Origin of the sequence: Bhargavaea beijingensis, from assembly GCF_900101985.1 — a bacterium.
Lineage (GTDB): Bacteria > Bacillota > Bacilli > Bacillales_A > Planococcaceae > Bhargavaea > Bhargavaea beijingensis.
Genome location: NZ_FNAR01000011.1, coordinates 61535 through 73588 on the forward strand (window position 1 = coordinate 61535; position 12054 = coordinate 73588).

Sequence of the window (12054 nt, forward strand, 5' to 3'; positions counted from 1 at the left end):
AAAAAAGAGAACGATTGAAAGGATGCTTTGCAGGTGCAAGGAAATATTTCGGTAATCAAAAGGAAATGATTATATTATCTCGAATAGAAGAGAATGTAGAATATTTGGAAAGCGGGGACTGTCCTATGAAACGCATATTGATCGTTGATGACCAGAATGGCATCCGCCTTTTGCTGGAAGAAGTGTTCAAGCGTGATGGGTACGAAACGTCCGTCGCCAAAAACGGATACGAAGCAATTGAACGGTTCAAAGACACGCCGCCGGACTGCGTGCTGCTTGATATGAAGATGCCTGGGATGGACGGCATCGAAGTCCTGAGGGAGTTCAAGTCAAAAAGGCCCGAAATTCCGGTATTCATGATGACTGCATACGGAGAACAGGAGCAGATTGACGCGGCAAAAGCGCTGGGTGCCGAGAAGTATTTTACAAAACCGTTCGATATTCACCAGCTTCGCAGAGAGATCGGAGAAATCCTGTCGTGACCGGCGGGCAGTGGCGGACACTGCCTGTTTTTGTTATGATGGGAAGGTGTAAAAAATGAAATACTGACTTCCCATTTTCGAAGGAGGAATCGAGCATGGCACTTGTTTCCATGACGGACATGCTGAATAAAGCAAGAAAAGAAGGCTATGCGGTCGGCCAGTTCAACATCAACAACCTGGAGTTCACACAAGCGATCCTGCAGGCTGCGGAAGAAGAAAAATCCCCGGTCATCCTGGGGGTTTCAGAAGGAGCAGGCAAGTACATGGGCGGCTTCAAGGCTGTTGTTCCGATGGTGAAAGGCCTTATGGAATCCTATGGAACGACCGTTCCGGTCGCCATCCATCTGGACCACGGCTCTTCCTTTGAAAAATGCAAAGAAGCGGTGGATGCCGGATTCACATCGGTCATGATCGATGCGTCCTCGAAACCGCTTGAGGAAAACATCAGAATTACGGCTGAAGTCGTCGAATATGCCCACGAACATGGAGCATCCGTTGAAGCGGAGCTTGGTGTCGTAGGCGGCCAGGAAGACGACGTGATCGCGGACGGCGTCATCTATGCCGACCCGAAAGAGTGTGAAGAGCTTGTGAAGCAGACGGACATTGACTGCCTCGCACCCGCGCTCGGATCGGTGCACGGTCCGTACAAGGGAGAACCGAATCTCGGTTTTAAAGAAATGGAAGAGATTTCGAAGCAGTCGGACCTTCCGCTTGTCCTCCACGGAGGTACGGGCATCCCGACCAAAGACATCCAGCGAGCCATCTCCCTCGGCACGGCGAAAATCAACGTCAATACCGAGAACCAGATTGCGTCGACCAAAGTCATCCGTGAAATCCTGGACAATGACAAGCAGGTCTATGACCCGCGTAAATACCTCGGCCCTGCACGGGAAGCCATCAAAGAGACGGTCCAAGGCAAAATGCGTGAATTCGGCAGTTCCGGGAAAGCTTAAAAACAGGGAAGGAATCGGGAGAGGTGCGGGGCATCATCTCCTTCTTTCCATTCATCAGTGATACTCCAGGGAGGAACAGACATGAAATTTTTCATCGATACAGCCAATTTTGACGAGATTAAAGAAGCCCACGCATGGGGCATATTGTCCGGTGTCACGACAAACCCGTCGCTCGTCGCAAAGGAAAACGTGTCATTTCACGAGCGCCTGAAAGAGATTGCAGAATTGGTTCCGGGCTCGGTCAGCGCGGAAGTCATCTCAACAGACGCGGAAGGGATGATCCGCGAAGGGCGCGAGCTTGCAGAACTCGCCCCGAACATCACAGTCAAGCTTCCGATGACGCCCGAAGGCCTGAAGGCATGCTCCACCTTCGCCAAGGAGGGCATCAAGACAAACGTCACCCTCATCTTCAGTGCCAATCAGGCGCTTCTCGCAGCTCGTGCGGGCGCAACATACGTCTCGCCGTTCCTCGGCCGCCTGGATGACATTGGCCATAATGGGATGGATCTAATTGCGACCATTTCCGAGATCTTTATCCAGCACGGCATCGAAACTGAAATTATCGCGGCGTCGATCCGCCATCCACAGCACATTACGGATGCTGCGCTGAACGGTGCGCATATCGCGACCACTCCGCTCAAAGTACTGAAACAGATGTTCAACCACCCGCTGACGGACAAGGGCCTTGAAGCGTTTCTCGCGGACTGGAACAAGCGGACTGCCGAGTGACGGAACTTTTTCGGAACGAGGGAAATGAAATGGACGTTTATAAAATCAACGGCGGACGGGATCTGAAAGGCACCATCAAGGTGAGCGGCGCCAAAAACAGCGCAGTCGCCCTGATTCCTGCTTCCATCCTGGCCAACTCGGAAGTTTCGATCGAAGGCCTGCCGGAAATCGCTGATGTATTCACGCTGAAAACACTGCTTGAGGAGATTGGTGGCGTGGTCACCTTCCGGGACGGGACAATGACGATCGACCCGTCGGAAATGATCGCCATGCCGCTTCCTAACGGCAATGTCAAAAAACTGCGCGCATCCTACTATCTGATGGGAGCGATGCTCGGCCGTTTCGGCAAAGCCGTGATCGGCCTTCCGGGCGGCTGCCACCTCGGGCCTCGCCCGATCGATCAGCATATCAAAGGCTTCGAGGCGCTCGGCGCGAAAGTCACGAATGAACACGGCTCGATTTACCTGCGTGCCGAAAAACTGCGGGGCGCGAAAATCTACCTGGATGTGGCAAGTGTCGGCGCGACAATCAATATCATGCTAGCAGCTGTTCTTGCCGAAGGCCGTACGACCATTGAAAATGCGGCGAAAGAGCCGGAAATCATCGATGTTGCGACTTTACTGTCAAACATGGGGGCCAACATCAAAGGGGCCGGGACCAATATCATCAGAATTGATGGGGTCGAGTCTCTGTCCGGTACGGCCCATACGATCATTCCCGACCGGATCGAAGCGGGGACTTTCATGATCATGGCCGCTGCGGTGGGTGCCGGTGTCACGGTTGATAACGTGATTCCGTTCCACGTTGAGGCCCTGACAGCGAAACTTCGTGAAATGGGCGTCGAAGTCCTCGAAGAAGAGGAGCGGATCGTCATTCCCAAGCCGGAACGTCCGCTTAAATCCGTAGATGTGAAGACCCTGGTGTACCCGGGGTTTGCGACCGATCTCCAGCAGCCGATGACGGTTCTGCTTACACAGGCTGACGGGACTTCTGTTGTGACCGATACCATTTACTCCGCACGCTTTAAACATATCGACGAACTGCGCCGCATGAATGCGGCCGCCCGCGTCGAGGGAAGTTCGGCGATCATCGCGGGCCCGGTGAAACTCCAGGGGGCATCCGTAAGGGCGACCGATCTGAGAGCGGGGGCGGCGCTCGTGCTTGCCGGATTGATTGCAGAAGGCGAGACGGAAGTTCAGGCGATCCACCATATCGAGCGCGGGTACTCCAACCTGATCGGCAAGCTTAGCGGTCTCGGTGCGGACATTCGCAAGGTGAGCGTGCCGGAGGGCGCCACATCCGTGAAGGACGGCGGCAATCACTGACCTGAATCTGTAGGACGAAACAGCGGCCGGCGGCAGGTTTTCTTGCCGGACGGGCCGTATACTGATTTTGCTTTCCCCGCAAGGCGGGGAGAAAGGAAGTGCACGATGGAACGCAGCTTATCGATGGAATTGGTCCGTGTCACAGAGGCGGCGGCACTCAACTCCGCACGCTGGATGGGACGGGGACTGAAGAACGAAGCGGACGACGCGGCGACAAGTGCGATGCGCACCGTTTTTGATACGATCCCGATGCAGGGGGTTGTTGTCATAGGCGAAGGCGAAATGGACGAAGCGCCAATGCTCTACATAGGAGAGGAACTCGGCACCGGTACGGGACCCGCGGTCGATGTCGCGGTCGACCCGCTTGAAGGGACGAACATCGTCGCATCCGGCGGGTGGAACGCGCTCGCGGTTCTTGCAGTCGCTGACCGGGGGAACCTTCTTCACGCACCGGATATGTACATGGAAAAAATTGCGGTCGGACCGGAGGCTGTCGGCCAGATTGATATCGACGCCCCGATCATTGATAACCTGCGTGCAGTCGCCAAGGCGAAAAACAAAGACATCGGGGATGTTGTCGCGACGGTTCTGCATCGTGACCGTCATGCGAAAATCATCCAGGAAATCCGGGATGCCGGCGCGCGTATCAAGCTGATCAATGACGGCGATGTTGCCGGTGCGATCAACACGGCGTTTGATGACACGGGGGTGGACATCCTGTTCGGCTCCGGAGGCGCGCCGGAAGGGGTCATTTCGGCGGTCGGCCTGAAATGCCTCGGCGGAGAAATCCAGGGACGCCTCGTTCCGTCCAATGACACGGAAATTGAGCGCTGCCACAAGATGGGCATCGAGATTGAAAAAGTGCTCAGGATGGAAGACCTTGTCAAAGGTGACGACGCCATCTTCGCTGCAACCGGCGTAACGGACGGGGAGCTCCTCAAAGGCGTCCAGTTCAAAGGTGCATATGGCTCGACGCATTCCCTTGTCATGCGTGCCAAATCCGGCACGGTGCGATTTGTCGAAGGGCGGCACAGTCTCCAGAAAAAGCCGCACTACGTCATGGAATATTGATCAATCTGTGCCCGGCGGAAACGCCGGGCATCTCCTTCTTCATCACTTCGCAACGCCTGCGGGCGGCTGCCATCCCCCAACTGAACGAAAAGAGGTGACCGCCCAATGGCGGAAGAGCTCACACTGGCTGGCATGCAGGAAAAGACCCTCAAGGAACTTTACGGGCTAGCCCGTAAATTGAATATCTCCTACTACAGCAAACTAACGAAAAAAGAACTTATTTTTGCAATCCTGAAATCGCGTGCTGAGCAGGAAGGTTACTTCTTTATGGAAGGCGTGCTGGAAATCATCCCGACGGAGGGCTATGGCTTCCTCCGGCCGATCAACTATTCACCGAGTATGGAAGATATTTATATCTCCGCTTCCCAGATTCGCCGGTTCGACCTGCGAAACGGTGACCGGGTGAGCGGAAAAGTCCGCCCGCCCAAGGAGAATGAGCGCTACTACGGCCTCTTGCAGGTCGGAGCGGTCAACGGTGAAGACCCGGAAGTCGCGAAGGAGCGTGTCCATTTCCCGGCACTGACTCCGCTTTATCCGGAAAGGCAGATCAAACTCGAAACCACTCCGGACAAGCTGTCGACCCGCATCATGGACATCGTCTCCCCGGTCGGCTTCGGCCAGCGTGGTCTCATCGTCGCACAGCCGAAAGCGGGAAAAACCCAACTGCTGAAGGAGATTGCCAATGCCATCACGGAAAACCATCCCGAGGCAGAACTGATCGTTCTTCTTGTCGATGAACGCCCGGAAGAAGTCACGGACATTGAACGCTCTGTGGAAGCGGATGTCGTCAGCTCGACGTTTGATGAGCTGCCCGACCACCACGTCCGTGTGGCTGAACTTGTGCTCGAACGGGCGATGCGCCTTGTCGAGCATAAGCGGGACGTCATCATCCTGATGGACTCGATCACGCGTCTCGCCCGTGCCTACAACCTCGTCATCCCGCCAAGCGGCAGGACACTGTCCGGCGGGATCGACCCGGCCGCACTCCACAGGCCAAAGCGGTTTTTTGGTGCCGCTCGCAACCTCGAGGAAGGCGGCAGCCTGACAATCTTGGCAACGGCACTTGTGGAGACAGGTTCCAGGATGGATGACGTCATCTATGAAGAGTTCAAGGGGACCGGCAACATGGAACTTCATCTGGACCGCAATCTTGCCGAACGCAGGATCTTCCCGGCATTGGACATTCGCCGGTCCGGCACACGCAAAGAGGAACTTCTCCTTCCGAAACAGCGGCTGGACAAGCTATGGGCGATCCGCCGCACGTTCACGGACACGCACGACTTTGTGGAACGCTTCCTGAAAAAACTCCGCAACACGAAAAGCAACGAAGAATTCTTCGAACTGCTGAACAGGGAAATGAAAGAAAAGCGGGGCGGCAAGGGACTGCTGTGATAGGGATTAAGAAGACAGCAGCGGCCGTCGGACGGTGAAGTGCTGGCGTTGACATACTGCCACGGCCGCCAGAATTGCCCTGAATAAAAAGCCCGGATTTATCAGTTGCATTGCCCTGTTTCCGATGCTATACTGTGAAATGTAAGTTTGTGACTATCTGACAGCATATACGGCTCGCCTGTATGGTCGTGTAAGGCTGCAGTACGATAATTTAACTCTGTTCCAGATGGTTCAGGGCGAGAGGAGAAGAATTTCATGAAAACAGCCATTCATCCGGAATACAAAACAGCGAAAGTGACTTGCTCTTGCGGCAACACCTTCGAAACAGGTTCCGTGAAAGAAGACATCAAAGTTGAAGTCTGCTCCGAGTGCCACCCATTCTACACGGGTCGCCAGAAGTTCGCTGCAGCCGACGGCCGTATCGACCGCTTCAACAAGAAATATGGCCTCAAAGAAGAAGGCCAGGAGTAATTCCTGCCAAAAACCCGCCCGCCGCATCTGCTGCGGGCGGGTTTTTGTGTGTCCGGATCCGCGGTCGCCATCAACATGCCATAACACAACCACCGCCAAAAATAAAGACGGGAAATCCCTCAGGAAATCCGTTAAGATAAAAATCTGAAATGCCAGGATCGGGGGATTGCCCCTGAGTTTGAAAGGGGAAAACCGGATGTTCGTATCAATGCAGGGAGGCTGGGCCGAAGTGATCAGCGGCAGCATGTTCTCAGGAAAGTCTGAGGAACTGATCCGTCGTGTCCGCCGCGCCCAGTTTGCCAAACAATCGATAGCGGTATTTAAACCGGCCATTGATGACCGTTACAGCGAGACGGCGGTTGTCAGCCATAACGGGAATGAGATTGTCGCTCTCCCTGTTGCCAAGGCGGCTGATATCTGGCGCCACATTGATGATTCGGTCGATGTGGTCGGAATCGATGAGGCCCAATTTTTTGATGTGGGGATCGTGGATACGGTGGCAGAGCTTGCAAACCACGGCTACCGGGTCATCATTGCAGGCCTTGACCAGGACTTCCGCGGTGAGCCGTTCGGCCCGATGCCGGAGCTGATGGCCACAGCGGAGCTTGTCACGAAATTGCAGGCAGTCTGTGCGGTATGCGGATCGCCGGCCAGCAGGACACAGCGGCTGATCGACGGCAAGCCGGCGCATTACAATGACCCGGTCATCCTTGTCGGGGCGGATGAAGCTTACGAGCCGCGTTGCCGCCTTCACCATGAAGTGCCGAATGGAGTGTCCGTAAAAAGCCGCTCCGATGCAGAAAACTAAAACAATCATGATTGACCGATACACCCGGCCGATGACGGCCGGGTGCTTTTTGGTTATAATAATAGGATGGATCAACAGTAAAACCGTTAAGGGGACCGCTTAGGCCCCCTGCAAATACCTGATGTTGCGGGAGGATGGATTCCCTTATGTATGAACGTCTTCAGGCGGTGGAAGACCGCTATGAGAAACTGAATGAAATGCTGAGTGACCCGGAAGTTGTCCGGGATACGGATCTCCTGAGAAAATACTCCAAGGAACAGTCGGAGATCGCGGAGACTGTTGAAGTCTATCGTGCATATAAAAAAGCCTCGGACGAGCTTACGGGTGCAAAGGAATTGCTTGAAGACAAGTTGGACACGGAGATGAAGGAACTCGTGAAAGAAGAAGTCTCGGAGCTTGAAACAGGGATCGGGGAAATGGAGGAGAAGCTGAAGCTTCTCCTCTTGCCGAAAGACCCGAATGACACGAAAAATGTCATCATGGAAGTTCGGGGAGCTGCGGGCGGGGATGAAGCGGCACTTTTCGCGGGAGATCTCTTCCGTATGTACAGCCGCTATGCGGAGTCCAAAGGCTGGAAGACAGAGGTGATCGATGCTTCACCAACAGGTCTCGGCGGCTTCAAGGAAATCATCTTCATGATCAGCGGAAGCGGCGCCTATTCCCGTCTTAAATTTGAGAACGGGGCACACCGTGTCCAGCGCGTGCCCGAGACGGAGTCGGGCGGCCGAATCCATACATCCACTGCAACCGTCGCCTGCCTGCCTGAAACAGAGGAAGTTGAAATTGACATCCATGACAAGGATATCCGTGTCGACACTTTCGCTTCGAGCGGACCGGGCGGCCAGTCGGTCAATACGACGATGTCCGCAGTGCGCCTGACACACCTGCCGACAGGGATTGTGGTTTCCTGCCAGGATGAGAAATCCCAGATCAAGAACAAGGAAAAGGCGATGAAAGTGCTGCGTGCGCGAGTGTATGACAAGTTTCAGCGGGAAGCACAGGCAGAGTATGACGCAATCCGCAAATCTGCAGTCGGGTCAGGGGACCGCTCCGAGCGGATCCGGACGTACAACTTCCCGCAAAACCGCGTGACCGACCACCGGATCGGCCTGACCATTCAAAAGCTGGATCAGATCATCAGCGGGAAGCTCGATGAAGTGATCGATGCCCTCATCATGGAAGAACAAGCCGCACGCCTGGAGTCGCTTGATGCAGCAGAGTGACACGGCGGCCGCAATCCTCGCGGAAGGGAAAAAAAGGTTAGCCGGAACCGGACGTGAAGCGCATGCCGCAGAGCTGTTGCTGATGCATGTGCTGGACGTAAGCCGCACGCAACTCCTGATCCGCCTGCGGGATCAGGTCGGGGAAGAAGAGCGGCGCCATTTCTTTTCCGGCATTGACGAAATGGCTGCGGGCGTGCCGCTCCAGTACGTGACAGGAAGGGAAATGTTTTGCGGGCGCCCATTCACAGTCACGCCGGATGTCCTGATTCCCCGCCCCGAGACGGAGGAACTGGTATCCGTTGCCCTTTCCCGCGCCGGCCGGATCTGGCCCGGAAGAGACGGTCTCAGGATGGCCGATATCGGGACGGGGAGCGGCGCGATTGCGGTGACGTTCAAACTGGAGCGCCCGGGTACAGAGGTCACGGCGACGGATATTTCTCCGGCAGCTCTCCGTGTAGCAAAAGCAAATGCGGATCAATTGGGCGCGGAAGTGTCTTTTCTTGAAGGAGACATGGCCGTACCGCTCTCTGGGGAAAAGTGGGATATCGTCTTATCCAATCCCCCGTATATCAATCCGGCCGACGGATCTGAAATGTCAGAGACGGTGACGGGGCATGAGCCGCATCAAGCACTGTTTGCGGAAGAAAAAGGACTGGCCCATTACCGGACGCTTGCCGATTCGCTTCCTGCCCTGATGGCTGTACCCGGACTGATCGGTGTGGAAATCGGCCATGATCAGGGGCCTGCTGTTCTCGGGATGTTGCGGGCCGCTTTCCCGCATGCGGCAGTAGAGGTTGTCCGGGACATCAACGGCAAGGACCGGATGGTGTTCTGTGAGATTCCGGAAAAAGCGTATGAATAATAAATTCTAGTTTGGTTGAATAGATTCCCGGCCTCTTGTCCACAATGCGGTCAAGGAGGTCGTTCATATGCTGACAGATTACAATATTATGAGAAAGGGCAGCCGCCGCGAAGTCCTGCTGGCCGTTCTTCCCTTCATTCAATTTATACTCCTGCTGATTGCGCTACAGTGCGCACTGATTCTGCTGTCCGGAACAGCGGGTGATGAAGCGCGGGAAGCGTTCAGGGTCCGGGTGATTGCCGACAGCAATACGGCTGATGCCCAGCAGGTGAAGGCAGGCGTGGCGGAAGGGGTCAGCCGTGTGCTCGGCAAGGCCGAGCTTACAGGCCCGTCATCCATTGAAGCCCTTATTCCGGAAATGGCACATGCTGCGGAAGAGGTTTCCGGCGGCGCGCCTGTCCGGGTCATGTATGGAACTGCTTTCTTCCCGCCAAAAGTGGTGGCTGGGGGAATGATTCCGCAGGCAAGGGCGGATTCCATCGTTGTGACAGTCGGAAGCGGCCGCGGAGATAACTGGTGGTGCGCACTTTTCTCGGATGTATGTGAGCCGGGAGATGTGGCCGCGGAAGAAGAGGAAACAGAAGAGGAGCCGGTCACCTTTTTCATCGTCGAGTGGCTGAAGTCGATGTTCGGGTAAGACCGGCGGAAAGGAAGAGATGCAAATGGATACGGTCATGTCACAACTTACTGGGGCAGGCGATGGATCGCGGTTCAAGGATGCTGCCGAAATCCTGGAAAATGGAGGCCTCGTTGCGTTCCCGACTGAGACCGTCTACGGACTCGGGGCGGACGCGACCAATGAAAAGGCGGTCCGGGACATTTACCGTGCCAAGGGACGCCCTTCCGATAATCCGCTCATTGTACATATCGGCACGGCCGGGGAACTTGAACGTTATGCGGCGGAAGTGCCCGAAGCAGCATGGAAATGTGCGGAGGCATTCTGGCCGGGACCGCTGACGATCATCGTCCGGGCGAAACCCGGCGTCTTTGCGCCTTCCGTGACTGCCGGGCTGGACACGGTCGGCCTGCGGATGCCGGCCCACCCCGCGGCGCTCGGCCTGCTTCAAGCGTCCGGCTTGCCCGTCGCCGCCCCAAGCGCGAACACAAGCGGCAAGCCGAGCCCGACCCGCGCGGAACATGTCGCGGCTGACATGGGCGGCAAAATCCCTTACATACTGGACGGCGGCCCGACAGGCATCGGCATTGAGTCGACTGTTCTCGATCTCACATCGGTGCCTCCGGCGATCCTGCGCCCGGGCGCTGTCACGTCTGACATGCTCCGGCCGGTAATCGGTGAGGTCAACCACTCAGCGGAAGCGACCGACGCCGGGAAAGCAACACCACGCGCACCCGGCATGAAGTACACCCATTACTCCCCGGATGCGCCTGTCTGGCTGATCGACCCGGACCGGGAGCAAATCCTGGACGCCGTCCGCCGGATTCATGGGAAAGGCAAGAGAATCGCACTTGTCGCCCCTGAAGGTTTCGGGGAAACCGGGGCGGATTGGTACTTCCCTACAGGTCGCCAAAACGATCCGGCATCCGTCTCCGGACAACTGTATGCATCCCTCCGCGCCTGTGACGGAACGGATGCCGATATTGTCCTTGCCGCCACGGTTAATGATGAAGGCATCGGCGGGGCCGTCATGAATCGCCTGAACAAGGCGGCAGCCGGACGCCTCTTCCGCACCTGACTCCGTACATACAGCCATTCCGTCTTGCATAAGTTGGACAGAGTCGGAACGGGGGGAACAATGGATGTGGCAGGAACCGGTTGCAGGTCTTTTGACGGCAATGGACGTGGCGGCAGTCTATACGGTCCTGCCGCTCCGGCGCAAGCGCTTGTTGCTTGCCGTCTGGACAGGGCTTCTCCATATGGCCTTCCCGGTCGCGGGATTCGTGGCGGGGGGAGCGGCGGCTGAGCTTTTGGCAGGCTTGGGAATCTATCTGTCGGCACTGATGCTGATTTTCCTCGGAATTCATATGATGTTGAGCGAGGAAGGGGCAGATATGAAAATGCCGCCCTATCTGCTTGCAGCACTGCTCAGTATTGATTCCTTTTCGGTCAGCCTGTCATTTGGTATGCTTCAGTTAGATATGGTCCGATTCATCCTCAGCGCAGGGATCAGCGCATTTATCCTTTCCTGCGCCGCGCTTTATGTCAGGGGTTCCGTTGCGTGGCTCGGAGGACGGAAGCTCCGGATCGCGGGCGGCATCGGCCTGGCAATCATGGGGGTTATTCCGCTGATCGGCTGAGCGGAGGATGGACGGGCACAATGGCGGTGATTCGATTGAATATTCTTTTTGTCTGTACGGGCAACACTTGCCGCAGCCCGATGGCAGAAGCGATTCTGAAAGCAGAACATATTGAGGGTGTCACCGTCCGTTCAGCCGGCATCTCCGCTTTTTCGGGAGCCCCGGTTTCCGGCCACTCGGCGGCTCTGATCCGGGAGGCCGGCTTCGAGGAGCCCGGGCCATCCGCTCCTGCGGACCGGGAAACTGTCGATTGGGCGGATCTCATTCTTACAATGACGGATACCCATAAGCGCATGCTCGAGCAATCGTTCCGGGAGGCGGCGGGCAAGACGTTCACCCTCAATGCCTACACAGGCATCGGAGAAAGGGATATCGCTGACCCGTTCGGCGGCGGTGCGGAAGATTACAGGCACACATTCGAAGAGTTGCGAAAGGCGATCTCGGTCCTCGCTGATTCGTTGCGGCGCAATATGTGATACAGT

The 12054-nt window shown here is 56.1% G+C and carries 14 protein-coding genes; all 14 read left to right on the forward strand.

Going from position 1 to position 12054, the window contains the following annotated elements:
• The first annotated feature begins 125 nt into the window (after positions 1-125).
• The 14 genes from BLT01_RS09515 to BLT01_RS09580 all read left to right on the forward strand — a co-directional run bounded on the left by BLT01_RS09515 (position 126) and on the right by BLT01_RS09580 (position 12048).
• On the forward strand, positions 126-482 hold the full coding sequence (locus BLT01_RS09515) for a response regulator (protein ID WP_092097448.1): 357 nt from the start codon (positions 126-128) through the stop codon (positions 480-482).
• Between the two features lie 95 nt (positions 483-577).
• The gene (locus tag BLT01_RS09520) at positions 578-1435 is read left to right on the forward strand and encodes a class II fructose-bisphosphate aldolase (protein WP_092097449.1); all 858 of its coding nucleotides are present in this window, start codon (positions 578-580) and stop codon (positions 1433-1435) included.
• An 81-nt stretch (positions 1436-1516) separates the two neighbouring features.
• On the forward strand, positions 1517-2164 hold the full coding sequence (gene fsa / locus BLT01_RS09525) for a fructose-6-phosphate aldolase (protein ID WP_092097450.1): 648 nt from the start codon (positions 1517-1519) through the stop codon (positions 2162-2164).
• Between the two features lie 29 nt (positions 2165-2193).
• Positions 2194-3489 carry a UDP-N-acetylglucosamine 1-carboxyvinyltransferase gene (locus BLT01_RS09530; protein ID WP_092097488.1) on the forward strand — a complete coding sequence of 432 codons (1296 nt, stop codon included), beginning with the start codon at positions 2194-2196 and terminating at the stop codon, positions 3487-3489.
• A 105-nt stretch (positions 3490-3594) separates the two neighbouring features.
• The gene (glpX, locus tag BLT01_RS09535) at positions 3595-4560 is read left to right on the forward strand and encodes a class II fructose-bisphosphatase (protein ID WP_092097451.1); all 966 of its coding nucleotides are present in this window, start codon (positions 3595-3597) and stop codon (positions 4558-4560) included.
• A 105-nt stretch (positions 4561-4665) separates the two neighbouring features.
• Positions 4666-5952: a transcription termination factor Rho gene (gene rho, locus BLT01_RS09540; RefSeq protein ID WP_092097452.1), complete on the forward strand. Its 1287-nt coding sequence runs from the start codon at positions 4666-4668 to the stop codon at positions 5950-5952.
• Positions 5953-6207: 255 nt separating this feature from the next.
• Positions 6208-6423, forward strand: coding sequence for a 50S ribosomal protein L31 (gene rpmE / locus BLT01_RS09545; RefSeq protein WP_092097453.1), 216 nt, complete (start codon positions 6208-6210; stop codon positions 6421-6423).
• A 196-nt stretch (positions 6424-6619) separates the two neighbouring features.
• Positions 6620-7231 (forward strand): thymidine kinase, encoded by a 612-nt coding sequence (locus BLT01_RS09550; protein ID WP_092097454.1) that lies wholly within the window; start codon positions 6620-6622, stop codon positions 7229-7231.
• Between the two features lie 146 nt (positions 7232-7377).
• Positions 7378-8454 (forward strand): peptide chain release factor 1, encoded by a 1077-nt coding sequence (prfA, locus tag BLT01_RS09555; RefSeq protein ID WP_092097455.1) that lies wholly within the window; start codon positions 7378-7380, stop codon positions 8452-8454.
• The gene (gene prmC / locus BLT01_RS09560; RefSeq protein ID WP_092097456.1) at positions 8441-9316 is read left to right on the forward strand and encodes a peptide chain release factor N(5)-glutamine methyltransferase; all 876 of its coding nucleotides are present in this window, start codon (positions 8441-8443) and stop codon (positions 9314-9316) included. The genes prfA and prmC overlap by 14 nt, the downstream gene beginning before the upstream one ends.
• Positions 9317-9383: 67 nt before the next feature.
• Entirely contained in the window at positions 9384-9953 is a 570-nt protein-coding gene (locus BLT01_RS09565) for a stage II sporulation protein R (protein WP_092097457.1), read from the forward strand.
• 25 nt (positions 9954-9978) lie between these two features.
• Positions 9979-11010 (forward strand): L-threonylcarbamoyladenylate synthase, encoded by a 1032-nt coding sequence (locus BLT01_RS09570; RefSeq protein ID WP_092097458.1) that lies wholly within the window; start codon positions 9979-9981, stop codon positions 11008-11010.
• A gap of 64 nt (positions 11011-11074) precedes the next feature.
• A complete protein-coding gene (locus tag BLT01_RS09575) occupies positions 11075-11572 on the forward strand; it encodes a manganese efflux pump (RefSeq protein WP_092097459.1) in 498 nt (165 codons plus the stop codon).
• Between the two features lie 20 nt (positions 11573-11592).
• Positions 11593-12048, forward strand: coding sequence for a low molecular weight protein arginine phosphatase (locus BLT01_RS09580; protein ID WP_092097460.1), 456 nt, complete (start codon positions 11593-11595; stop codon positions 12046-12048).
• The last annotated feature ends 6 nt before the right edge of the window (positions 12049-12054 follow it).

Bases quoted from the DNA above. Each gene is read 5' to 3' on its own strand.
- prfA (WP_092097455.1), top strand. From the start codon at position 7,378: ATGTATGAACGTCTTCAGGCGGTGGAAGACCGCTATGAGAAACTGAAT.
- BLT01_RS09580 (WP_092097460.1), top strand. From the start codon at position 11,593: ATGGCGGTGATTCGATTGAATATTCTTTTTGTCTGTACGGGCAACACT.
- fsa (WP_092097450.1), top strand. From the start codon at position 1,517: ATGAAATTTTTCATCGATACAGCCAATTTTGACGAGATTAAAGAAGCC.
- BLT01_RS09570 (WP_092097458.1), top strand. From the start codon at position 9,979: ATGGATACGGTCATGTCACAACTTACTGGGGCAGGCGATGGATCGCGG.
- prmC (WP_092097456.1), top strand. From the start codon at position 8,441: ATGCAGCAGAGTGACACGGCGGCCGCAATCCTCGCGGAAGGGAAAAAA.
- BLT01_RS09575 (WP_092097459.1), top strand. From the start codon at position 11,075: ATGTGGCAGGAACCGGTTGCAGGTCTTTTGACGGCAATGGACGTGGCG.
- rho (WP_092097452.1), top strand. From the start codon at position 4,666: ATGGCGGAAGAGCTCACACTGGCTGGCATGCAGGAAAAGACCCTCAAG.
- BLT01_RS09565 (WP_092097457.1), top strand. From the start codon at position 9,384: ATGCTGACAGATTACAATATTATGAGAAAGGGCAGCCGCCGCGAAGTC.
- BLT01_RS09515 (WP_092097448.1), top strand. From the start codon at position 126: ATGAAACGCATATTGATCGTTGATGACCAGAATGGCATCCGCCTTTTG.
- glpX (WP_092097451.1), top strand. From the start codon at position 3,595: ATGGAACGCAGCTTATCGATGGAATTGGTCCGTGTCACAGAGGCGGCG.
- BLT01_RS09520 (WP_092097449.1), top strand. From the start codon at position 578: ATGGCACTTGTTTCCATGACGGACATGCTGAATAAAGCAAGAAAAGAA.
- BLT01_RS09550 (WP_092097454.1), top strand. From the start codon at position 6,620: ATGTTCGTATCAATGCAGGGAGGCTGGGCCGAAGTGATCAGCGGCAGC.
- BLT01_RS09530 (WP_092097488.1), top strand. From the start codon at position 2,194: ATGGACGTTTATAAAATCAACGGCGGACGGGATCTGAAAGGCACCATC.
- rpmE (WP_092097453.1), top strand. From the start codon at position 6,208: ATGAAAACAGCCATTCATCCGGAATACAAAACAGCGAAAGTGACTTGC.